The organism is Pseudomonas sp. BP11-1-1 (assembly GCF_052112105.1).
In the GTDB taxonomy this organism is placed as follows: domain Bacteria; phylum Pseudomonadota; class Gammaproteobacteria; order Pseudomonadales; family Pseudomonadaceae; genus Aquipseudomonas; species Aquipseudomonas alvandae.
In genome coordinates this window covers 172,913-194,973 of record NZ_JAUTYU010000009.1, presented here as the reverse complement: position 1 = coordinate 194,973, position 22,061 = coordinate 172,913, and the positions used below count along the sequence as shown (strand labels likewise).

Annotated in this window: 19 protein-coding genes; 12 read left to right on the top strand and 7 right to left on the bottom strand. The window is 61.1% G+C overall.

Annotated elements, in window-relative coordinates:
* Positions 1–100: 100 nt before the first annotated feature.
* The 4 genes from Q7C33_RS18905 to Q7C33_RS18890 form a co-directional block, all read right to left on the bottom strand.
* On the bottom strand, positions 101–1,444 hold the full coding sequence (locus Q7C33_RS18905; protein ID WP_030139325.1) for an imelysin family protein: 1,344 nt from the start codon (positions 1,442–1,444) through the stop codon (positions 101–103).
* 264 nt (positions 1,445–1,708) lie between these two features.
* Complete coding sequence (locus Q7C33_RS18900; RefSeq protein WP_198798228.1) at positions 1,709–3,760, bottom strand: putative bifunctional diguanylate cyclase/phosphodiesterase; 2,052 nt, start codon at positions 3,758–3,760, stop codon at positions 1,709–1,711.
* A 428-nt stretch (positions 3,761–4,188) separates the two neighbouring features.
* The gene (locus Q7C33_RS18895) at positions 4,189–4,785 is read right to left on the bottom strand and encodes a superoxide dismutase (RefSeq protein ID WP_030139323.1); all 597 of its coding nucleotides are present in this window, start codon (positions 4,783–4,785) and stop codon (positions 4,189–4,191) included.
* A gap of 173 nt (positions 4,786–4,958) precedes the next feature.
* Positions 4,959–5,561, bottom strand: coding sequence for a LysE/ArgO family amino acid transporter (locus Q7C33_RS18890; protein WP_198798227.1), 603 nt, complete (start codon positions 5,559–5,561; stop codon positions 4,959–4,961).
* 96 nt (positions 5,562–5,657) lie between these two features.
* Here Q7C33_RS18890 and Q7C33_RS18885 point away from each other — a divergent pair, with 96 nt between their 5' ends.
* The 4 genes from Q7C33_RS18885 to Q7C33_RS18870 all read left to right on the top strand — a co-directional run bounded on the left by Q7C33_RS18885 (position 5,658) and on the right by Q7C33_RS18870 (position 9,610).
* Positions 5,658–6,551 (top strand): LysR family transcriptional regulator ArgP, encoded by an 894-nt coding sequence (locus Q7C33_RS18885; RefSeq protein WP_407683926.1) that lies wholly within the window; start codon positions 5,658–5,660, stop codon positions 6,549–6,551.
* Between the two features lie 55 nt (positions 6,552–6,606).
* Complete coding sequence (locus Q7C33_RS18880; RefSeq protein WP_407683925.1) at positions 6,607–7,599, top strand: NAD-dependent epimerase/dehydratase family protein; 993 nt, start codon at positions 6,607–6,609, stop codon at positions 7,597–7,599.
* A 107-nt stretch (positions 7,600–7,706) separates the two neighbouring features.
* Positions 7,707–8,585 carry a hypothetical protein gene (locus Q7C33_RS18875; protein WP_030139319.1) on the top strand — a complete coding sequence of 293 codons (879 nt, stop codon included), beginning with the start codon at positions 7,707–7,709 and terminating at the stop codon, positions 8,583–8,585.
* Between the two features lie 188 nt (positions 8,586–8,773).
* A complete protein-coding gene (locus tag Q7C33_RS18870) occupies positions 8,774–9,610 on the top strand; it encodes a cache domain-containing protein (protein WP_217860177.1) in 837 nt (278 codons plus the stop codon).
* A 239-nt stretch (positions 9,611–9,849) separates the two neighbouring features.
* On the opposite strand, the gene rapA is transcribed toward Q7C33_RS18870, so the two are convergent.
* Entirely contained in the window at positions 9,850–12,696 is a 2,847-nt protein-coding gene (gene rapA, locus Q7C33_RS18865; RefSeq protein ID WP_198798224.1) for an RNA polymerase-associated protein RapA, read from the bottom strand.
* 247 nt (positions 12,697–12,943) lie between these two features.
* Here rapA and Q7C33_RS18860 point away from each other — a divergent pair, with 247 nt between their 5' ends.
* From Q7C33_RS18860 to ccoM, 3 genes are all read left to right on the top strand, one after another.
* A complete protein-coding gene (locus tag Q7C33_RS18860; RefSeq protein ID WP_030139316.1) occupies positions 12,944–13,285 on the top strand; it encodes a hypothetical protein in 342 nt (113 codons plus the stop codon).
* A gap of 16 nt (positions 13,286–13,301) precedes the next feature.
* Entirely contained in the window at positions 13,302–13,520 is a 219-nt protein-coding gene (locus Q7C33_RS18855; RefSeq protein ID WP_033864460.1) for a hypothetical protein, read from the top strand.
* A 145-nt stretch (positions 13,521–13,665) separates the two neighbouring features.
* A complete protein-coding gene (gene ccoM / locus Q7C33_RS18850; RefSeq protein ID WP_030139315.1) occupies positions 13,666–13,782 on the top strand; it encodes a cytochrome c oxidase subunit CcoM in 117 nt (38 codons plus the stop codon).
* Between the two features lie 255 nt (positions 13,783–14,037).
* Here the strand turns inward: ccoM and Q7C33_RS18845 are convergent, their stop codons facing one another.
* A complete protein-coding gene (locus Q7C33_RS18845) occupies positions 14,038–15,513 on the bottom strand; it encodes an inorganic phosphate transporter (protein ID WP_198798223.1) in 1,476 nt (491 codons plus the stop codon).
* A 363-nt stretch (positions 15,514–15,876) separates the two neighbouring features.
* Positions 15,877–16,077: a hypothetical protein gene (locus Q7C33_RS18840; RefSeq protein ID WP_030142302.1), complete on the bottom strand. Its 201-nt coding sequence runs from the start codon at positions 16,075–16,077 to the stop codon at positions 15,877–15,879.
* 567 nt (positions 16,078–16,644) lie between these two features.
* Between Q7C33_RS18840 and pcaR the strand changes: the two genes are divergently transcribed.
* The 5 genes from pcaR (at position 16,645) to pcaF (ending at position 22,035) form a co-directional block, all read left to right on the top strand.
* The gene (pcaR, locus tag Q7C33_RS18835; RefSeq protein WP_030142301.1) at positions 16,645–17,487 is read left to right on the top strand and encodes a pca regulon transcriptional regulator PcaR; all 843 of its coding nucleotides are present in this window, start codon (positions 16,645–16,647) and stop codon (positions 17,485–17,487) included.
* 122 nt (positions 17,488–17,609) lie between these two features.
* Positions 17,610–18,956: an MFS transporter gene (locus Q7C33_RS18830; RefSeq protein ID WP_258648153.1), complete on the top strand. Its 1,347-nt coding sequence runs from the start codon at positions 17,610–17,612 to the stop codon at positions 18,954–18,956.
* A gap of 240 nt (positions 18,957–19,196) precedes the next feature.
* Positions 19,197–20,057 (top strand): CoA transferase subunit A, encoded by an 861-nt coding sequence (locus Q7C33_RS18825; protein WP_217860175.1) that lies wholly within the window; start codon positions 19,197–19,199, stop codon positions 20,055–20,057.
* Positions 20,054–20,833 carry a CoA-transferase subunit beta gene (locus tag Q7C33_RS18820; RefSeq protein ID WP_258648152.1) on the top strand — a complete coding sequence of 260 codons (780 nt, stop codon included), beginning with the start codon at positions 20,054–20,056 and terminating at the stop codon, positions 20,831–20,833. Before Q7C33_RS18825 ends, Q7C33_RS18820 begins: the two co-directional genes overlap by 4 nt.
* The gene (gene pcaF / locus Q7C33_RS18815; RefSeq protein ID WP_198798231.1) at positions 20,830–22,035 is read left to right on the top strand and encodes a 3-oxoadipyl-CoA thiolase; all 1,206 of its coding nucleotides are present in this window, start codon (positions 20,830–20,832) and stop codon (positions 22,033–22,035) included. The genes Q7C33_RS18820 and pcaF overlap by 4 nt, the downstream gene beginning before the upstream one ends.
* The last annotated feature ends 26 nt before the right edge of the window (positions 22,036–22,061 follow it).

Genomic DNA, 22,061 nt, shown 5'->3' with positions numbered 1-22,061 from the left:
AGCTCCCTCGCCACGGGTTTTTGCTTATGTCCGTGCGCAGAAGGGCACTCAAACAAAAAAGGCGACCCGAAGGTCGCCTTTTTCAATCGTCCAACGTTGATCAGAACTCGTGATCAGCATTGTCCGGGTTCAGGTCGCTGATGCCCAGCTTGCCCGCGGCCTGTTCGATCGAACCGGTCTGCTTGACCAGGGCGGCGATGGCGTCGCGTACGATCTGGTTGCCCGCGGTGTTGCCAGCAGCGATCAGTTGGTCGTAGTGCTCACCCTTGTTGGCGTGATCGACCATGACCTGGATCTTGGCTTCGGTGTCGGCCAGGTCGGTCTTGAGCGCGGTGTCGGCGGCCGGGTCGGCCTTGGCCACGAGGGACGACAGGCTGGCGCCAGTCATCTTGGTGCCGTCGACGCGGGTGTATTCGCCCAGGTAGACGTTACGCACGCCCTTGGCATCGTAGAAGTGCGAGTTGTGGGTGTTATCGCTGAAGCAATCCTGTTCGTCTTCCGGGGAGTTGGCTTCCAGGGAGACTTTCATACGCTCGCCCGCCAGTTCGCCCAAGGACAGGCTGCCCATGCCGAACAACATCTTGCGCAGGCCGGTTTCGGCAGGTTCGGCTTCCAGGGTGGCGCGGTAGTTGTCGGCCACGTTCGGCTTCCAGTTGCCGACCATTTCCTGCAGGTCGTTGACCAGCAATTGGGTCACGGACTTCAGGTAGGCACGACGACGGTCGTTGTGGCCGCCAGTGGCGCCGGCGCCTTCCAGGTAATCCGAGGCCGGGCGATTGCCGGCGCCAGGGCCGGTACCGTTGAGGTCTTGGCCCCACAGCAGGAATTCGATGGCGTGGTAACCGGTGGCAACGTTGGCCTCGGAACCACCCAGCTCGTTCAGGCTGGCGAGTTTTTCCGGGGTGATGTCCTTGACGTCGACCTTGTCTTCGCCAACCTGGACTTCGGTGTTGGCGATGATGTTGGCGGTGGCGCCCGGGTTGCCCAAGGCGTGTTCGTAGGATTTGTCGACGTAGTCGATCAGGCCTTCGTCCAGGGGCCATGCGTTCACTTGGCCTTCCCAGTCATCGATGATGGTGTTGCCGAAGCGGAACACTTCGCTCTGCAGGTAAGGCACGCGCGCGGCAACCCAGGCAGCCTTGGCGGCTTTCAGGGTGTCGGCATTCGGCTTGGCGAGGAAGGCGTCGACGGCGGTTTGCAGGGTCTTGGCGGTGGATTCGGCATCGCTGTAGACGGCATAGACGATGTCGGCGTAGTGCGCGACAACAGCCTTGGCGGCGGTTTCGTCGATCTTGCCAGCGGCAGCGGGGGCCGCCGGTGCAGCGGCGCTGGCGGCCGGCGTTGGCGCTTGCGGCGCGGCGGCCTTGTCTTTGCCTTCGCCGCAACCGGCGAGGGAAATGGCGATGGCCAACAGACTGGCGGTAGCCAGAGGCATACGAATCATGGCGTAGATCCTGCTTCGATGATGAGTGGGGCTGGCGCGAGGGTGCGCAAAAACTGCGACATAATGCGAAAGATTTGCATTATGTGTAAAGGGTGCGGCTGTAAATATTTCTTGTTTGATAATGCAGATCGCCGCCTTTCGGCGGCGTCTGTAGGCGCTGCCTCGCGAAGCGAGGCTGCGATCCTTTGATTGACCCTTGAATCCCAAGCGAACATCAAGGGATCGCAGGCTTCGCCAGCGCCTACAGGTGCATGGCAGCAGGGATCAGACGATGGAGGCCTTGATGCGCTCCGCCTGCTTCAGATAGAGGCCCAGCTCCCGGGCCGGCAGGGGTTTGCTGTAGTAGTAGCCCTGGCCTTCGTGGCAGCCCTCGGAAATGATGTAGGCCTCTTGCTCGATCGTTTCGACGCCTTCGGCAATGACCTGCATCCCCAGGCTTTTGCCCAACTGGATAATGGCGCGGACGATGGTCGCGTCGTCTTCGTCATCGAGCAGGTCCTGGACGAAACTCTTGTCGATCTTGATCTTGTCCAGCGGCAGGCTCTTGAGGTAACTCAGCGACGAATAACCGGTGCCGAAGTCATCAATGGCGATCAGCGCTCCGGAGCGACGCAGGCTCAGCAGATGCTGGGCAGCAGTGGTGATGTCTTCCATCAGGCCGGTCTCGGTGACTTCCAGTTCCAGGCTCCGTGGCGGCAAGCGGTACATCTGCAGGAAGTTGTTCACCACCCGTGGCAGCTCGGCGTGGTGCAACTGCACAGTGGACAGGTTCACCGCCATGCGCATGTCGACAAAGCCCTGGTCGTGCCACTCGCGCAATTGCTTGCAAGCCTGGTCCAGCACCCATTCGCCGATGGCGATGATGGTGCCGTTCTGCTCGGCCAGGGGAATGAACAGGTCCGGCGGCACCAGGCCGTGTTCGGGATGATGCCAGCGAATCAAGGCTTCGGTGCCCACCACGCGCAAGTCGCGGTAACTGATCTGCGGCTGGTACACCAGCGTGAACTGTCCACGGGCCAGGGCTTCGCGCAGGTCTTTTTCCAATTCGCGGCGCCGCCGCATCTCGCTGTCGACGCTTGCGATGTAGAACTGGTAGCGATTGCGCGAGCGGGTCTTGGCCAGGGTCATGGTCTGCTCGGCTTTCTGCAGCAGTTTCTCCGTGCTGTCACCGTCTTCGGGAAACAAGGTGATACCAATCGTGGCGCGCAGGCGGATCTCGTGATCATCGATCGCGAACGGCGCTTCCAGGTCGTCGAGGATACTCTGGGCCAGTTCGGCGGCCTCGTAGGGTTGCTCGATATCGGCCTGGACCAGGGCAAACTGGTCACCGCCCAATCGCGCCAGCGCGCCGAGACGCCCGCTGTGGGCGCGCAGTCGATCGGCCAGGGCCAAGAGCAACTGGTCGCCAGTCTGATAGGTGAATTGTTCATTGATGCTCTTGAAATCATCCAGACCTACGCACAACACCGCTACGCGACGTTGCAGGCGCCCGGCATCCACCAGGATCTTGTCCAATTGCTGCTGAAGTTGCTGGCGATTGGGCAGGCCGGTCAGGAAGTCGTACTGGGCCATGCGCAGCAGGCTGTTTTCTGCTTCATGGCGCAGGTGCGTGTTGCGCTCGATGGAGGCGAGTAACTGGTTGGCGGTATTGATCCACAGGCCCAGCTCATTGTGCTCGTGCCCCGGCAATTGCGGGATCTTGTGCGCGCTGGGGCGGTCGGGATTGATTTCGGTCAGGTGCTGGATAATCCGCGACAGGGGTTTGGTCAACAGCCAGTGATAAACCAGGTACAGCACCAGGCCCATCGCCAAGGCGCGCAGCATTCCGGAAGTAAAGATGATCACCGAACTGATGATGAAACCCTGGCCATAGGTGGCGGTGTCCAGGGTAATGCTGAGGTCGCCGTAATATTCGCTGTAGGGGCCACGACCCACCAACTGCGTGGTGAAGGTTCGTTCCTGGCCGAGAATCAGGTCGGTCAGCCAACGGCTTTTGGAATGCTGCAAAGGCCGGGTCTTTTCCGCGAGCATGGTTTCACCGGGGTGGCCGATGGACGCCATGCGCACGGCTTCGTCCCGGAACAGCCCTTCGATCACCTGCATGCCCATTTCCCGGTCCAGGCTGTAGACCGCCTGGGTAGAAGGATCGCGGAACATATCGAGGATGCGCTGGGCGTCGTCAGTAACGGCCTGGTTGGTTTTGTAGGCATCGAACACGATCTGGGCACAGCTCAAGATCATGCCAACGATCAATGCCGAGAGGAGCACGACCCGGAGCAACTTCACAGACAAGCTGTTCTTGAGTTCCAGCTTCAAAGAGAGATTCCTTGTTCCGTGCGGGTAGCGTCAAGTTGCCATGAGTATTGGCAATCCTGTGATGTCAGTCAAAGGGACAATCAAACACAAGGGTTTTCGCCTGAAACCTGGCCGTTATACGGTGTTTACAGAGTGATTACTCTACGACCATTGTTTCGGTTGGAAGGGCCTGCAACTTGAGGCCTGGCGGGATTTTTTCTTGGATTTCAGACGCGAGGTCATCTGCCCTGGGCGATTGTTGCTCGTTCACCGCGAAGCTTGTGGTGGGAGCGGGCTTGCTCGCGAAAGCGGAGTATCAGCCGACGGACAGGTTGCCTGCCACTCTGCCTTCGCGAGCAAGCCCGCTCCGACACAACAATCCAAGCGCCCCCCCAAAAAAAACGGCGCCTTCCCGTCGGGAAAGCGCCGTTTTTTATTGGCATCACAACTTACGCAGTAAAGGCCTTGCCTTCGAACTGCTCAGCCACGAACTTCCAGTTGACCAGGTTCCAGAACGCTTCGACGTACTTTGGACGAAGGTTGCGGTAGTCGATGTAGTAGGCGTGTTCCCAGACGTCGCAGGTCAGCAGCGGGGTGTCGCCGCTGGTCAGCGGGTTGCCGGCGCCGATGGTGCTGGCCAGGGCCAGGGAGCCGTCAGCTTTCTTCACCAGCCAGCCCCAGCCGGAACCGAAGGTGCCGATGGACGTCTTGCTGAATTCTTCCTTGAACTTGTCAAACGAACCGAAGGCGGCGTTGATGGCTTCAGCCAGGGCGCCGGTTGGTTGACCGCCGGCGTTTGGCGCCAGGCAGTTCCAGTAGAAGGTGTGGTTCCAGACCTGAGCGGCGTTGTTGAAGATACCGCCCGAGGAAGTCTTGACGATTTCTTCCAGGGTCTTGCCTTCGAACTCGGTGCCAGGCACCAGGTTGTTCAGGTTCACGACATAGGTGTTGTGGTGCTTGTCGTGGTGGTATTCCAGCGTTTCTTTGGAGATGTGTGGCGCCAGTGCGTCGTGTGGGTACGGCAGCGGCGGCAATTCGAAAGCCATGGTGATTCTCCTAATCAGGTCAGTTGCGGTGAGCGCAAGGCCGATCACGGGCGGCCAGACTAGCGCCAGCGAGTTTGTACTCTTTGGGCGCAGGAGTCGGATCATAGCACCGGGGGTGCGGCATAACCACGCAACAACTGTGTGGGATAGAGGTTCCAGAGCGGTTTGGAATATCAGCCCGAGACGATTAATTGCATCGCCACGGTGAACATCATCAGCGCCACCAGCAGGTCCAGGACGCGCCAGGTAGCGGGCCGGGCCAACCAGGGCGCCAACCACGCGGCACCGATGGCGAGAACGGAAAACCACAGCAGCGAGGCGCTGGCCGCCCCCAGGACATACGCACCGGGCACGCTTTGCTGGGCACCTAGGGAGCCGATCAGCAGCACGGTGTCGAGGTAGACGTGAGGATTGAGCAACGTGACCGCCAACGCACTGAGCAGCACCGTGCGCAATGAGCGCGCCGCCTGTTTCTCGTCCCGTTGCAGGCTTTGTTTCGAAAAGGCCCGGCGCAATGCCTGGCTGCCGTACCAGAGCAAGAATACGGCGCCCCCCCAGCGGGCGATCGACAGCAGCAGCGGACTTTGGGCCAGCAGGGTTGCCAGCCCGAATACCCCGGCAGCCACCAACAGCGCATCGCAGGTCACGCAGAGCGCCGCCACGGGCAAGTGATGCTCGCGGCGCAAGCTCTGGGCGAGGACGAAGGCATTCTGGGCGCCAATCGCCATGATCAACCCGAGGGCCACCAGCAGGCCGTTCACATAGCTTTGCCACATAAGTATTTCTCCATCCGAGTTCGCAATGCTGGCCATTCTCCGGTTCGTCGAGTTATAAGAAAAACCAATCTTGCTGATTGCTCATTAGGAAAACTGATGTTCGACTACAAATTGCTTTCCGCCCTGGCGGCCGTGGTCGAGCAGGCCGGTTTCGAACGTGCTGCGCAGGTCCTGGGGTTGTCGCAATCGGCCATTTCCCAGCGGATCAAATTGCTCGAGGCGCGCGTTGGCCAGCCCGTACTGGTGCGCGCCACGCCGCCGGCACCGACCGAGATCGGCCGTCGCCTGCTCAACCATGTCCAGCAGGTCAGGTTGCTGGAGCGTGATCTGCAAAGCCTGGTACCAGCGTTGGACGAGGAGGGACTCCCCGAGCGCCTGCGGATTGCCTTGAATGCCGACAGTCTGGCGACGTGGTGGGCCGGCGCCGTGGGGACATTCTGCGCCGAACAGCATCTGTTGCTGGACTTGGTGGTAGAGGACCAGACCGTTGGCCTCAAGCGCATGCGTGCTGGCGAAGTGGCGGCTTGTGTTTGTGCCAGCGAGCGTCCCGTGGCGGGTGCCCGCAGCGTATTGCTGGGGGCCATGCGTTACCGTGCCCTTGCCAATCGGGCCTTCATCGCCCGGCATTTCCCCGATGGAGTGCGCGCCGATCAACTGGCTCGCGCGCCGGCCCTGGTGTTCGGCCCGGATGATTTCCTGCAGCACCGATACCTTGCGTCCCTCGGCGTCGAAGGCGGTTTCGAGCATCACCTGTGCCCTTCATCCGAAGGTTTCATTCGCCTTGCCGAGGCGGGGCTTGGCTGGGGGCTGGTGCCTGAATTACAGGTCCGTGAGCAACTGGAGCGGGGCGAACTGGTGGAGCTGGTGGCAGATAAACCGATCGATGTGCCGCTGTACTGGCATCATTGGCGCAATGGCGGGCAGTTGCTCGGCTTGTTGACCGAACAACTGGTTCGCGCGTCTGGGCAGTGGCTGGTGCCGTTGGGCTGATTCGCAGCGTCAGGATTGCACGCAATACGCAAAACCTTCTTCATCGGAGCACTACATGAAAATTCTCGTCACCGGCGCGAGCGGCTTCATCGGCGGACGCTTTGCGCGTTTCGCCCTGGAGCAAGGCCTGGATGTTCGGGTCAACGGCCGCCGGGCCGAAAGCGTCGAGCACCTGGTGAGGCGCGGCGCCGAATTCATCCCAGGCGACCTGAGCGACCCGAAACTGGCCCGTGAACTGTGTCGGGACGTTGATGCGGTGGTGCATTGCGCCGGCTCAGTGGGGCTGTGGGGCCGCTATCAGGATTTTCACCTGGGTAATGTCCAGCTCACCGAAAACGTTGTCGAGGCTTGCCTCAAGCAGAAGGTTCGGCGGATGGTGCACCTGTCGTCCCCGTCCATTTATTTCGATGGCCGTGACCACGTGGGACTGACGGAAGAACAAGTGCCCAAGCGCTTCAAGCATCCCTACGCCGCCACCAAATACCTGGCGGAACAGAAAGTCTTCGGCGCCCAGGAGTTCGGCCTGGAAGTGTTGGCGCTGCGGCCGCGCTTCGTCACCGGGGCCGGAGACATGAGCATTTTCCCGCGCCTGTTGAAAATGCAGCGCAAGGGTCGGCTGGCGATTGTCGGCAACGGACTGAACAAAGTGGATTTCACCAGCGTCCAGAACCTCAATGAAGCGCTGCTCAGCAGCCTGCTGGCCACGGATTCGGCGTTGGGCAAGGCCTACAACATCAGTAACGGGACGCCGGTTCCGCTGTGGGACGTGGTCAACTACGTGATGCGAAAAATGGAAGTCCCGCAGGTCAGGCGTTATCGGCCCTACGGGCTGGCCTACAGCCTCGGTGCCGTGAACGAAGGTTTGTGCGCGCTTTGGCCCGGTCGCCCCGAACCGACGGTGTCGCGCCTGGGCATGCAGGTCATGAACAGAAATTTCACCCTGGACATCAGTCGGGCCAGGCACTATCTCGATTACGATCCACAGGTCGGTTTGTGGACCGCCCTCGATGAATTTTGCGCCTGGTGGCGTGTCCAGGACGCCCGCTGATCGCCCCGTCATGAACCGAGTGCCCGGTTCGGGGTCAATGGGTGCGGCGGGCGAGGGGGTTATACTCGCCACATCAAGCCATCCCCGGTTTCCCAAAGGTTAGACCCATGCCCATGCGTAACGATGCCAACGACGACTTCGATGATGTACCGAGCCTGCGGATGCGGGCCGACATTCCCGATGACGATGACTTCATGCCCAACCGCCAGCCCCACGTGCAAGCGCGTCCGGCGCCCGTTGCGGCCGCCAAGGTCAAGGGCCCGAGCACAGGGCCGTTGTGGGCACTGATCGGCGCGCTGCTGTGCGCCTTCGCGTTCCTGGCGTGGTGGAGCTTCCAGCAGATTTCCCTGATGGAACAGCAACTGGTGGCCACCCAGGAAAGCTTCGCCCGGATCAGCGAGGATGCGGCGGGGCGCTTGCAGGACATTTCCGGCAAGGTTGTCGCCGGCCAGTCAAATGTCATGAGCGACAGTGAAGCCTTGAAACTGCAGATCAAGCAGTTGGACAACAAGCTGCAGGAGCAGGGCCGGCAATTCGAAAGCCGGTTGCAGGAGGTGAACAAGCCGCAGCAAGGCGCGTTCGGTCCGTCCGATGACCTGGGCAAGGAACTGGCCCAGATCATTACCCAGGCCAGCGCACAGGAAAACGCCACCGCTCAGTTGCAGGCGGCCAACAAAGAACTCCAAGCCCAGCTCAAGACGCTGACGGCTGAAGTGACTGCCCTGAAGAACCAAGGCGAGGGCGGTGCCCTGGATGCCCAGCTCAAGAGCATCGGTGCCGACATCACGGCCCTGAAGCGAGCCACTTCCAACTCGGCCATCGAGCGCCTGGAGCAGGACATGGTCGTGCTCAAGAGCCAGCAGGACAACCGTTCGGGCAACACCGCCGAATTCGATGCGTTCCGTGGCCAGGTCACCCGCAACATCAACACGCTGCAATCGCAGATTCAGTACCTGCAGCAGCAACTGAGCGCTCGGTCCCAATAAGCCTGGGTAGCTCTTGGCCAGCGCCTACCCCGTAGGCGCTGGCGAAGGCTGCGATCTTTTGATCTTCAGGTCTTTCGCTCAAAACTCAATTGTCAGGGAAAAGATCGCAGCCTCGTTGCACTCGGCAGCTCCTACTTATCCCACGCCGTCTACGCTCTTGAAACACCAACAAGAACGAGGGCGCGCGCATGGGGTTTATTCGAAGGCTGGCCGGGCTGGCCGCACTGCTGATATTGGTCCAGGCCCAGGCCGCCGCGCCGGACGACGGCCAGGCCGCCCGGGCATTGCTGGAAAAGGCCCTGGCCTACTACCACGACAACGGCGACAAAGCGTTCGCCGCGTTCAGCCGCCAGGGCGAATTCGTCGACAAGGACCGCTACGTGTTCGTGGTCGATACCCAAGGCGTAATGCTTGCCAGCGGCGGTCCTTCATCAGCGTTGATCGGGCGTGACGTTTCCGAGGTGCTGGGACCTGACTTGCGCAAGGCTTTCAAAGAGGCGCTGAAAACCCCCGAGGCCAGCGGTATCCAGCAGGCTGACTATCGTTGGCAGAACTGGGCAGACGGCAAGGTCGAGCGCAAGCATGTGTATTTCCAGCGGGTCGGCGAGCGAATCCTCGCGGTTGGCTACTACCTGCCAAGGGCCTCCGCCGAACAGGCGAGGGCGCTGTTGGACAAGGCGGCGGGTGATTTGCTGAAGAACGAGAAAGGCACGCTGACGGCGATCAACTCGCTCAAGGGCGGCTACCTTCAGGACGACTTGTATGTATTTGTCGTTGACCTCGATACCCGTCGCTATGTTGGGCACGGCACCAACCTGCGGCTGATCAATACCGATTTCGCCAAGATCAAGGATCCGGACGGCAAGCCTGTGGGCGAGCCGATCCTGGCCATGATCGGCAAGCAGGACGCTGGGGAATATGAGTATCGCTGGAAGAATCCGGTGACGGGGAGGGTTGAGAACAAGCATGCGTATTTGAAGAAGGCGGGACATTTCCTGGTGGCGGTGGGGTATTACAGTCCTTGAGTTTCTAACATGAGACTCGTGACTGTTGGAGAACCCCTGTGGGAGCGGCGTACGCAAGACCAGTGGCTGTTGATAAGCCAGTGTGGGAGCGAGCTTGCTCGCGAAGGCGGCAGCACAGTCGATGAAGGTGCTGGACGTGCCGGCCTCTTCGCGGGCAAGCCCGCTCCCACAGGTGAAAACAGAACCAGGTCAGCTTTAAGGCCGAAGATACGGATATACACCCATAACCCAGCCGAAAATCACCCGGCCACCAACACCCGAATCGCCTCCAACCGCAACGCCGCCTTCTCCAGCATCGCCAACCCCTGCTCACGTTGCCGGCGCAGTGCCTCCAGCTCACTGTCCCGAACAGTAGGGTTAACCGCTTGCAGCGCGGTCAAGCGGGCCAGTTCTTCCTCGGTATCAGCCGCCAGGCGACGTTGAGCCTCGGCCACGCGTTCGGCGTGACGCGGGGTGATCTTCTCTTCGCCGGCATTGATCCGCGGCGCGAGCTGGTCACGCTGGGCCTGGATGAACTTGTTGGCGCTGGCGCGAGGCACGCTTTCGAGCTGGTCGTTCAAGGTCTCGAACGAGACCCGGGCCGCCAGGTCGTTGCCGTTCGCGTCCAACAGGCAGCGCAAGGCGGCCGGTGGCAGGTAGCGGCCCAGTTGCAGCGAGCGCGGGGCAACCACTTCGCTGACGTACAGCAGTTCCAGCAGCACGGTGCCGGGCTTGAGCGCCTTGTTCTTGATCAGCGCCACGGCGGTGTTGCCCATGGAGCCGGACAGCACCAGGTCCATGCCGCCTTGCACCATCGGATGCTCCCAGGTGATGAACTGCATGTCTTCGCGAGACAGCGCCTGGTTGCGGTCATAGGTGATGGTCACGCCTTCGTCGTCGCCCAGCGGGAAACTGGCGTCGAGCATTTTTTCGCTCGGCTTGAGGATCAGCGCGTTGTCGGAGTGGTCCTCGCTGTCGATGCCGAAGGCGTCGAACAGGGTCTCCATGTAGATCGGCAGGGCGAACTGGTCGTCCTGTTCGAGAATCGCTTCGACCAGCGCGTCACCTTCGCCTGCGCCGCCGGAGTTGAGCTCCAGCAGGCGGTCGCGACCGGTGTGCAGCTCGGCTTCCAGGCGCTCGCGCTCGGCGCGGGCCTCATCGATCAGCGCTTGCCAGTCGCCATCGTCGGCTTCTTCCAGCAACGGCAACAGGCGCGGACCGAACTGATGCTGCAAGGCGTTGCCGGTCGGGCAGGTGTTGAGGAAGGCATTCAGCGCTTCGTGATACCACTGGAACAGCCGCGCTTGCGGGCTGGTTTCCAGGTAGGGCACGTGCAGCTCGATGGTGTGTTTCTGGCCGATCCGATCCAGGCGGCCGATCCGCTGCTCCAACAGGTCCGGGTGCGACGGCAGGTCGAACAGGACCAAGTGGTGAGCGAATTGGAAGTTGCGGCCTTCGCTGCCGATTTCCGAACAGATCAGCACTTGCGCGCCGAACTCTTCATCGGCGAAGTAGGCGGCGGCACGGTCACGCTCGAGGATATTCATGCCTTCGTGGAAAACCGTGGCCGGAATGCCGGAGCGCACGCGCAGGGCGTCCTCCAGGTCCATGGCGGTTTCCGCGTGGGCGCAGATCACCAGGACCTTGGTGCGCTTGAGCATTTTCAGTTGGTCGATCAGCCACTCGACGCGCGGGTCGAATTTCCACCAGCGCTCTTCTTCGCTGGCGTCCGGCTGGGCCTGGAAGCTGACTTCCGGGTACAGCTCGGCGTGATCGCCCAACGGCAGTTCGAGGTATTCGTCCGGGCACGGCAGTGGATAGGCGTGCAGCTTGCGCTCGGGGAAGCCTTGTACGGCGGCGCGGGTATTGCGGAACAGCACGCGGCCGGTGCCGTGGCGGTCCAGCAGCTCGCGAACCAGGCGGGCGCTGGCTTCGATGTCGCCATCGTTGACGGCGGTCAGCAGTGCTTCGCCTTCGTTACCCAGGAAACCCTGGATGGTCTTGTGGGCTTGGGGCGAGAGTCGACCTTTGTCCAGCAGCTCCTGGACGGCCTCGGCCACCGGGCGATAGTTTTCGCTTTCGGCGCGGAAGGCCTGCAGGTCATGGAAACGATTCGGGTCAAGCAGGCGCAGGCGGGCGAAGTGACTGTCCTGGCCGAGTTGCTCCGGGGTCGCGGTGAGCAGCAACACGCCGGGGATGGTTTCGGCCAGCTGCTCCACCAGCGCATATTGCGGGCTGACGTGATCTTCATGCCACACCAGGTGGTGGGCTTCGTCGACGACCATCAGATCCCAACCCGCGGCAAACAGCGCGTCCTGGGCTTTCTCGTCTTCCACCAGCCATTCCAGTGCCACCAACGCCAGTTGGGTGTCTTCGAACGGGTTGCTGGCATCACTTTCGATGAAACGCTCTTCGTCGAACAGCGCCACCTGCAGATTGAAGCGCCGACGCATTTCAACCAGCCATTGGTGCTGGAGGTTTTCCGGCACCAGGATCAGGATGCGGTTGGCACGGCCGGAGAGCAGTTGCCGATGAATGATCAGTCCGGCTTCGATGGTCTTGCCCAGGCCCACTTCGTCCGCCAGCAACACGCGCGGCGCGATGCGGTCGGCCACTTCGCGGGCGATGTGCAGTTGATGGGCAATCGGCTGGGCACGTACGCCACCCAGGCCCCATAGCGGGGACTGCAATTGGCGGCTGGTGTGTTCCAGCGTGTGGTAGCGCAGGGAGAACCACGCCAGGGGATCGATCTGGCCGGCGAACAGGCGGTCGCTGGCCAGGCGGAACTGGATGAAGTTCGACAGTTGGGTTTCCGGCAGCGTGACGACTTCGTTCTGTGCGTTGAGGCCGTGATAGACCAGCAGCCCGTCGACGTCATCGACTTCGCGCACGGTCATTTTCCAGCCTTCGAAGTGAGTGATCACGTCACCCGGCGAAAACCGCACGCGAGTGAGGGGCGCATTCCGTAGCGCGTACTGGCGAGTGTCGCCAGTGGCCGGATAGAGCACGGTCAACAAGCGGCCGTCCTGTGCCAGAACGGTGCCTAAACCCAGCTCGGCTTCGCTGTCACTGATCCAGCGTTGCCCCGGTTGATACTGCTGCGCCATGCTGCCTGACTCCCGCCTTGAAAAAGCCGGCTATCTTAACGGAATGCTCCGTCAGACCAAAGGATTTACGCACGCATGCAGCCTTCGCGGCGACTTGTCATCCAGTGATCCAAGGGAACTTAAGCGGGCTCGGTGATCAAACAAGCTTGTGTCCTGCCGGGGCGTAATGCCAACCAGGTCACAAGTTTCGGACCAGCGGTTCAAGCCACACCTCCCTTGGCCGACAACCTGAAGACAGGAGACCTTTATGTTGCCACCCATGCTCCCTTTGAGCGCCGTACCCATCACCGCTCAACAGGATCCGGTTCGCCAGCGACCGGACATACCGCCCGTGGTCCCGGTGCAACAGAGCTCCAACGAAAGCACCATCGACCTGCAGAACCGCGATCCGGAAGAGGCCGCGCTGCTATTGCGCGAGGAACAGCAGCGCCAGCAGGAGCGCAACCGGCGCCGCCGTGAAGCGGATGAGGATCCCGAGGAGCACCTGGCGGTCCCCGGCACGGAACTGAACGCCGATAACACCGTTCCGGTTGTCCCGCTGGTGGAGGGGGAATCGCGCCAGGGCCTGTGGGTCGATATCCAGATCTGATGCGGGCTTTGCCAATATGGCCGACAGCCCGCATCATGGGCGCATCGCCATTCACTGCACGATGCCGTACGCCATGAGCCAAGACGACAAACTGATCGACTTCAGTGCTGAACGCGCCAAGCGCGTCCATGACCTCAACGAAAAGCGCCTCAATGAAGTTCGCCAGGCATTCGAACAGGCGATGCCTTTGGGCAAGGCGAAGAAAAAGCCGAAAAACAAACCGAAAAAGCGCTGAAATCCCCTCGATCCATTGATGCAGATCAGTTATTTCCCCCTCTTCGCGCCCCGTTGCGGGCGTTATTGACGCCGGTCAATTTTCATCCAGGCCTGATTGGTTAACTTGAACCCATCGCAACAGGGACAAGACCAGGAGGCCAGTCATGTTTATCGATAATGTGGTGTTTGCCGGTGTATTGACGGTTGGCCTCATGTTCGTGTTTTTCGCAGGTTTCGGATTATTCATCTGGAAAGACGCTCACAAGCGCAAAAAGCCGTAGGTCTTTCCAGCGACAACGAGCACGCAAGGCATTTTGGGCGACTTCGGTCGCCCTTTTTTTTGTGCGCATTTTTTCTAGGGCAACGCTAAATCAGTGTGGGAGCGGGCTTGCTCGCGAATGCGGCATGTCAGCCACTGCATCGCTAACTGACCCGCCGCCTTCGCGAGCAAGCCCGCTCCCACAGTTGTCAGGTGTGCGGGCATAAAAAAAGGTGCGAACCGCAAGGAACGCACCTTTTTTTGTGAGCCGCTGGAATCAGCTGCCCAAGGCCTTGGACGCCAGCCAGAACAGCCCGGCCGACAGGGCGACTGTCGCTGGCAGGGTCAGCACCCAGGCCAGGAGAATGTTGCGCACGGTGCCACCTTGCAGGCCGCTCTTGTTGGCGACCATGGTGCCCGCCACGCCGGAAGACAGCACGTGGGTGGTGGAAACCGGCAGGCTGAAGATGTTCGCCGCGCCAATCATGCAGGCGGTGGTGATCTGCGCCGACATGCCTTGGGCATAGGTCATGCCTTGCTTGCCGATCTTCTCGCCAATGGTCAGTACCACGCGTTTCCAGCCGACCATGGTGCCCAGGCCGAGTGCCAGGGCAACCGCCAGGATCACCCAGAACGGGGCGTATTCAGTGGTGGCGGTCAGGTCCTTGCGCAGCTTGTTCAGGTCGTCTTTCTCGCGGGCCGCCAGGCCTGGCAACTTGCCGACCTTCTTCGCCGTGTCGTCCAGGCAAAGTAGGTAGCGACGAACCTCGATGCGTCTTTCCGACGGCAGCGAGTGGTAGTCCGCCACGCCTTTGAGGGTGTCGAGCAGGGCGTTGATCGTCGGTTCGGTCTGTTGCGGGTTGCAACGGAATTTCTCCGGCAGATCACCTTCGACGCTTTTGCCCAGCGCCAGGAACTCACCGAGGGAGTCGCTGTTGCGCGTGTAGAACTGGCTCAGGTGCAGGGTCGCATCACGAGTACGCTCGATCTGGTAGGTGGTGCTGGTCAGGTCGAGTACGAACTGCGCCGGCACGATACCGATCAGCACCAGCATGATCAGGCCGATACCTTTTTGGCCATCGTTGGAACCGTGGACAAAGCTGACCGCCATGGCCGAGATCACCAGGACCAGGCGATTCCAGAACGGCGGGTGCTTCTTGTCGTCGATCTTGCGACGCTGCTCTGGCGTCTTGTGCATCTTCGACAATGGACGCCACCACTTCAGGCCAATCAACACCAGGGCGGCGATGAGGAAGCCGGCCATGGGCGAGAACACCAGGGAAGCGCCGATATCGATCGCCTTCTGCCAGTTCACCCCGTCGGCCAACGGGATATCGTTGATCAGCGCATTGGCCAGGCCGACGCCGAGGATCGAACCGATCAGCGTGTGGGAGCTGGACGCTGGAATACCGAAGTACCAGGTGCCCAGGTTCCAGGTGATGGCCGCTGCGAGCAGCGAGAACACCATGGCCAGCCCGTGTCCGGTGTTCACATTGATCAGCAGTTCCACCGGCAGCAAGTGAACGATGGCATACGCCACCCCCACGCCGCCCAGCAGCACGCCGAGGAAATTGAACACGCCGGAAAAGAACACCGCCAGGTGAGGTGGCATGGCTTTGGTGTAGATAACAGTGGCAACCGCGTTAGCGGTGTCATGAAAGCCGTTGATGAACTCGAAGGCGAGGACAAAAGCCAGGGCGAGCAAGAGGCTCACAAGCACCCAAGCATCCAGTCCGCTGAATAAATCGATCATGAAGGTTTTCTGACCCGGGAATAAGGGGGCGCGATTATGCCAGAAAACCTCGGTAATCGATGCACTGCCTGCTCATCGGTCACATTCTTCTACGAAGTAATCGGGAGGAAACCGTGCGTGGCATGGTTTTGCCGGGGAGCTGCAAGCCTTTGTTTACAAGGCAGAAAGCCCTGCGGACACGCTTCTCCTCGGGGTAGGAAGGGGCCTGAAAATGTGTATGAAATATCTGGAAGAGAGGTCGGGCATGAACGCCCCCAACCGGCGGTGGCGAAAATGGCGGCCCGCTTTTGGCGGGCGCTTGACGACGAGGGCCGGCCAGGGTGGCGACCGGATACCGTCCACAGAAAACATCAAGCCCGGAGGTTAGCTCTCTTCGGCCTTGAGTTCCTTTTCCATCTTCTGAAGTTCCTGGCTGAACGCCTGATCCTGGACGGTGGCGCGTTTACGCCAAGGTTTGCGTTCCGGTTCAGGTTGCGCGGCGTAGGTGGTGATCTCCCCGCCGTAAACTTCCTTGTAACGTTGTTCCTGGCGCTCAAGTTCCGCGCGCAGTTCGTCTTTCGTCACAGTGTTACCTAATTAATTAATTGAATCTGGTGATACGCACTGCATGGGAACATGCAGACGGCCACGGCACCAGAGCTGAGCTGACGTAGCATCAGGGCTTCGTGTTGTTGCCGATACAGGGGAAGCGGCCACAGGTGCTTCAGGCACCGGCAGGCGACACAACAGCGATGAACTGTCGTGCCTGCGGACGGTAAGGTCGATGGGCCTCGCCGTCACTGAAACGCATTATAGCGGTCCGTTGGGAGAACTCTATCGGTAAAGATAAAACCGCTGGTTGTTTGTGTGAATCAATATTTGTATGGACTACTAGTTGTGTCAACAGACGTATTTCCCTAACTGTCGATATCCTGACGTCATTGTTGGCGACAAGTTCAATTTTCGAGTGGGGACATGTCCATTGCCGGCCGCTTTCGAAAGCGCTGTGCGGGTCAGTCGGGACATGGATTCATCATCACTTGATTGCGATTATCGATCGGCGGTTCGATAATCGAACGGTGTCGGCGATCCGTCCTTGTGCGTCTGCCGGCCCGCCAGTTGTAATAGCCGATATTCCGCAGAGGATCCGACATGAACGACCAATTGCGCAACGCTTTCACCTCAGTCGCGCCGCCGATCGTTGCCTCGCCTGCCAAGCGGATCCAGGCGTTGACTGGCGATCCGGATTTCATGACGTCGCTGGCCCGCGGCCTCGCCGTGGTCCAGGCATTCCAGGAGCGCAAGCGGCACCTGACCATCGCCCAGATCAGCCACCGCACGGAAATCCCCCGTGCCGCTGTCAGACGTTGCCTGCATACCTTGATCAAGCTCGGCTACGCCACCACCGATGGACGTACCTATTCGTTGCTGCCCAAGGTGCTGACCCTGGGTCACGCCTATCTGTCGTCGACACCGTTGGCCGTGTCCGCCCAGCCGTACCTGGACCGCATGAGCGAGCAGCTGCACGAGGCCTGCAACATGGCGACGCTCGAAGGTGACGACATCCTCTATATCGCCCGCTCGGCCACCACCCAGCGGCTGATTTCCGTGGATCTGTCCGTGGGCGGCCGTCTGCCGGCGTATTGCACATCGATGGGCAGGATCCTGTTGGCTGCCCTGGACGATGCGTCGTTGCGCGATTACCTGGACCACGCCGACTTGCAGGCCAAGACCAGCCGGACGTTGCATACACCCGAGGCGTTGCTCGAATGCCTGCAGCAGGTTCGGCAACAAGGCTGGTGCATCGTCGACCAGGAACTGGAGCAAGGCCTGCGCTCGATCGCCGTGCCGGTGTATGACGCATCGGGCCAGGTGGTCGCGGCGCTGAATGTCAGTACCCACGCGGGTCGGGTCAGCCGCAACGAGTTGGAGCAACGCTTCCTGCCGGGCCTGCTGGGAGCCAGCCGGGACCTCAGCGCGCAATTGTTCAGTTAAGTGTTCAGGCTAAGTTGTTCGATAAACGCACACAGTCGGCCGGGATGAATTGACGGTATTTGCCTGGTCTCATTAATGTCGCGCAGCGTCATCTGGCGTCCCTTGCGTGGAATAAAAATAAAATGAACCAGCCCCAGACTTCCGTAGGCACTTGCCTCGATGTGCAGTCCTTCATCAACGCTCAACCGATTTCGCGCTATCAGTGGCGCGTGGTCATTCTCTGTTTCCTGATTGTTTTCCTCGACGGCCTCGATACGGCGGCCATGGGCTTCATCGCGCCGGCCCTGTCCCAGGACTGGGGCATCGACCGGGCCAGCCTTGGACCGGTGATGAGTGCCGCGCTGATCGGCATGGTCTTCGGCGCGTTGGGTTCCGGGCCCCTGGCGGACCGCTTCGGGCGCAAGGTCGTGCTGGTCGGGGCCGTCGCCCTGTTCGGCGCATTCAGCCTGGCTTCCGCCTACAGCACCAATGTCGACCAATTGCTGGTGCTGCGTTTCCTGACGGGCCTGGGCCTGGGCGCTGGCATGCCGAACGCCACGACGCTGCTCTCCGAGTACACGCCGGAGCGCAAGAAGTCGCTGCTGGTGACGAGCATGTTCTGTGGCTTCAACCTCGGCATGGCTGGCGGCGGGTTCATTTCGGCCAAGTTGATCCCGGCATTCGGCTGGCACAGCCTGTTGATGATCGGCGGAATCCTGCCACTGATCCTGGCGGTGGTGCTGTTGTTCTGGTTGCCCGAGTCGGCGCGTTACCTGGTGGTGCGGAACCGTGGCACGGACAAAGTGCGCAAGACCTTGGCGCCGATTGATCCTTCGACTATTGCCCAGGCATCCAGCTTCAGTGTGCCGGAACAGAAAACCGTGAAGGCGCGCAACGTGCTGGCGGTGATTTTCTCCGGGACCTACAGCGCTGGCACTTTGTTGTTGTGGCTGACGTATTTCATGGGGCTGGTGATTGTCTATCTCCTGACCAGTTGGCTACCGACCCTGATGCGTGACAGTGGCGCGAGCATGGAACAGGCCGCGTTTATCGGTGCGTTGTTTCAATTCGGCGGCGTCTTGAGCGCGGTCGGCGTGGGGTGGGCGATGGACCGGTTCAATCCGCACAAGGTCATCGGCATTTTCTATTTGATGGCCGGGCTGTTTGCCTACGCGGTAGGGCAGAGCCTGGGCAACATCACCTTGCTCGCCACCCTGGTGTTGGTGGCCGGCATGTGCGTAAACGGCGCGCAATCGGCGATGCCTTCCCTGGCGGCGCGCTTCTATCCGACCCAGGGCCGGGCCACCGGGGTTTCCTGGATGCTGGGCATCGGTCGGTTCGGGGCGATCCTTGGCGCCTGGATGGGCGCGACGTTGTTGGGCCTGGGCTGGAACTTCGAGCAGGTCCTGACGGCGTTGGTCATTCCTGCGGCCCTGGCGACCACGGCGGTGGTGATCAAGGGCATGGTCAGCCATGCGGATGCGACCTGAGTTTTTCCGAGCCTGAATCCTCACCCGTGGCGAGGGAGCAAGCTCCCTCGCCACAGTCCCGCGTGTTTCCGATGGCAGGGGAAATCGATAGCCAAACAACAATCTGTTCGATAAACGAACACTCAGTCGATTATCGGATTGTTTTGCCGTCATCCCGAAGCTTAATCTTCAGTCACTCCGGCGCTTGACCTCGCGCCTTTTTCTTCACGTCGGTCTACTGGAAAAACGGGAGCCTGCCCCATGGCTGAAATCCTTTCGCTGCACGACGCGGTGAAGCAATTCGTCAACGACGGCGATACCGTCGCGCTCGAAGGCTTCACGCACCTGATACCAACGGCGGCGGGTCATGAAATCATTCGCCAGGGCAAGAAAGACCTGACGTTGGTACGCATGACGCCTGACCTGATCTACGACCAGTTGATCGGCGCCGGTTGTGCTCGCAAGTTGATTTTCTCCTGGGGCGGCAACCCTGGCGTCGGGTCCTTGCACCGCCTGCGCGATGCCGTGGAAAAACAATGGCCGCACCCGCTGGAGATCGAAGAACACAGCCACGCCGACCTGGCCAATGCCTACGTCGCCGGTGCCTCCGGCCTACCGTTCGCGGTACTGCGAGCCTACGCCGGTTCCGACCTGCCGAAGGTCAACCCACTGATCAAGAGCGTGACCTGTCCCTTCACCGGTGAAGTATTGGCCGCTGTACCTTCGGTACGCCCGGACATCACGGTGATCCACGCCCAGAAAGCCGACCGCAAGGGCAACGTGCTGCTGTGGGGCATTCTCGGCGTGCAGAAAGAAGCCGCCCTGGCCGCCAAGCGTTGCATCGTCACCGTGGAAGAAATCGTCGACGACCTGAACGCGCCGATGAACGCCTGCGTGCTGCCGACCTGGGCGTTGAGCGCGGTGTGCCATGTCCCCGGCGGTGCCCATCCGTCCTACGCCCACGGCTACACCGAGCGTGACAATCGTTTCTACCAGGCGTGGGATCCGATCGCCCGGGACCGTGAGACGTTTACCGCATGGATCAACGAATACATCCACGGCACTCGGGATTTCAGTGAATTCCAGGCCCGACTGGCAGCCGCTTCGCAGGTGAAAGCATGAACTACACCACCAACGAAATGATGACCGTCGCCGCGGCGCGTCGCTTGAAGAACAATGCCGTGTGCTTCGTCGGCATCGGCCTGCCGTCGAAAGCGGCCAACCTGGCGCGTCTGACCTCATCGCCAGACGTCGTGCTGATCTATGAATCCGGCCCGATCGGCGCCAAGCCCAGCGTGTTGCCACTGTCCATCGGCGACGGCGAGCTGGCGGAAACCGCGGACACTGTCGTCCCGACCGGTGAGATTTTTCGCTATTGGCTGCAGGGCGGGCGCATCGACGTCGGCTTCCTCGGCGCGGCCCAGGTCGACCGTTTCGGCAACATCAACACCACGGTGGTGGGCGATTACCATCAACCGAAAGTCCGCCTGCCGGGTGCCGGTGGCGCGCCGGAAATCGCCGGTTCGGCCAAGAGCGTGTTGATCATCCTCAAGCAGTCGGCGCGTTCGTTTGTCGACAAGCTGGATTTCATCACCTCGGTCGGTCACGGCGAAGGCGGCGATTCGCGCAAGCGCCTGGGCCTGCCGGGCGCAGGTCCGGTGGGCATCATCACCGACTTGTGCATCATGGAACCGGAAGCCGGCAGCCATGAATTCGTGGTCACCGCATTGCACCCCGGCGTGACCCGTGAGCAAGTCATTGCGGCCACCGGGTGGGCGATCCGTTTCGCCGACCAGGTGCACACCACCGCCGAGCCGACCGAAGTCGAGCTGCGCGCATTGCGCGACCTGGAAGCTCGTACCGCGGCGGCCCATGGCCAGGCACCGGGAGAAGCCTGATGCGTGACGTTTATATCTGTGATGCGATTCGAACCCCCATCGGCCGGTTTGGCGGCGGTTTGTCCGGCGTGCGCGCCGATGACCTGGCCGCCGTGCCGATCAAGGCATTGATGGAGCGCAACCCGTCGGTGGATTGGAGCGCGGTGGACGAAGTGTTCCTCGGCTGCGCCAACCAGGCCGGTGAAGACAACCGCAACGTGGCGCGCATGGCGCTGCTGTTGGCGGGCCTTCCGGACAACATTCCCGGCGTGACCCTCAACCGGCTCTGCGCCTCGGGCATGGACGCTATCGGCACCGCGTTCCGCGCCATCGCCAGTGGCGAGATGGAACTGGCGATTGCCGGCGGCGTGGAATCGATGTCTCGTGCACCGTTCGTGATGGGCAAGGCCGACGCGGCGTTTTCCCGCAACATGAAACTGGAAGACACCACCATCGGCTGGCGTTTCATCAACCCGTTGATGAAAGCCCAGTACGGCGTGGATGCGATGCCGCAGACCGCTGATAACGTGGCGGATGATTACGCAGTGTCCCGCGCCGACCAGGACGCTTTCGCCTTGCGCAGCCAGCAACGCACGGCGGCGGCCCAGGCGGCAGGGTTTTTCGCCGAGGAAATCGTGCCGGTGCGCATCGCCCATAAAAAGGGCGAAACCGTGGTCGAGCAGGATGAACATCCTCGCCCTGACACCACGCTGGAAACCCTGGGCAAACTCAAACCGGTCAACGGTCCGGACAAGACGGTCACCGCCGGCAACGCTTCGGGCGTCAATGACGGCGCGGCCGCGTTGATCCTGGCGTCGGCCGAAGCAGTAAAAAAACATGGCTTGACGCCCCGCGGAAAAGTGTTGGGCATGGCCAGCGCCGGTGTGGCGCCACGGGTGATGGGCATCGGTCCGGTGCCGGCGGTGCGCAAACTCACCGAACGCCTGGGATTGGCCGTCGCGGATTTTGATGTGATCGAGCTTAACGAAGCCTTCGCCAGCCAAGGTTTGGCGGTATTGCGAGACTTGGGACTGGCGGACGATGCGCCGCAAGTCAACCCGAACGGTGGGGCGATCGCCTTGGGTCATCCGCTGGGCATGAGCGGCGCACGGTTGGTGATGACAGCACTGCATCATCTGGAAAAAACAGGCGGCAAGAAAGGCTTGGCGACCATGTGTGTCGGCGTCGGCCAAGGTCTGGCGCTGGCGATCGAACGTGTCTGATGCGTCGCTCTACTAATAAGAAACCG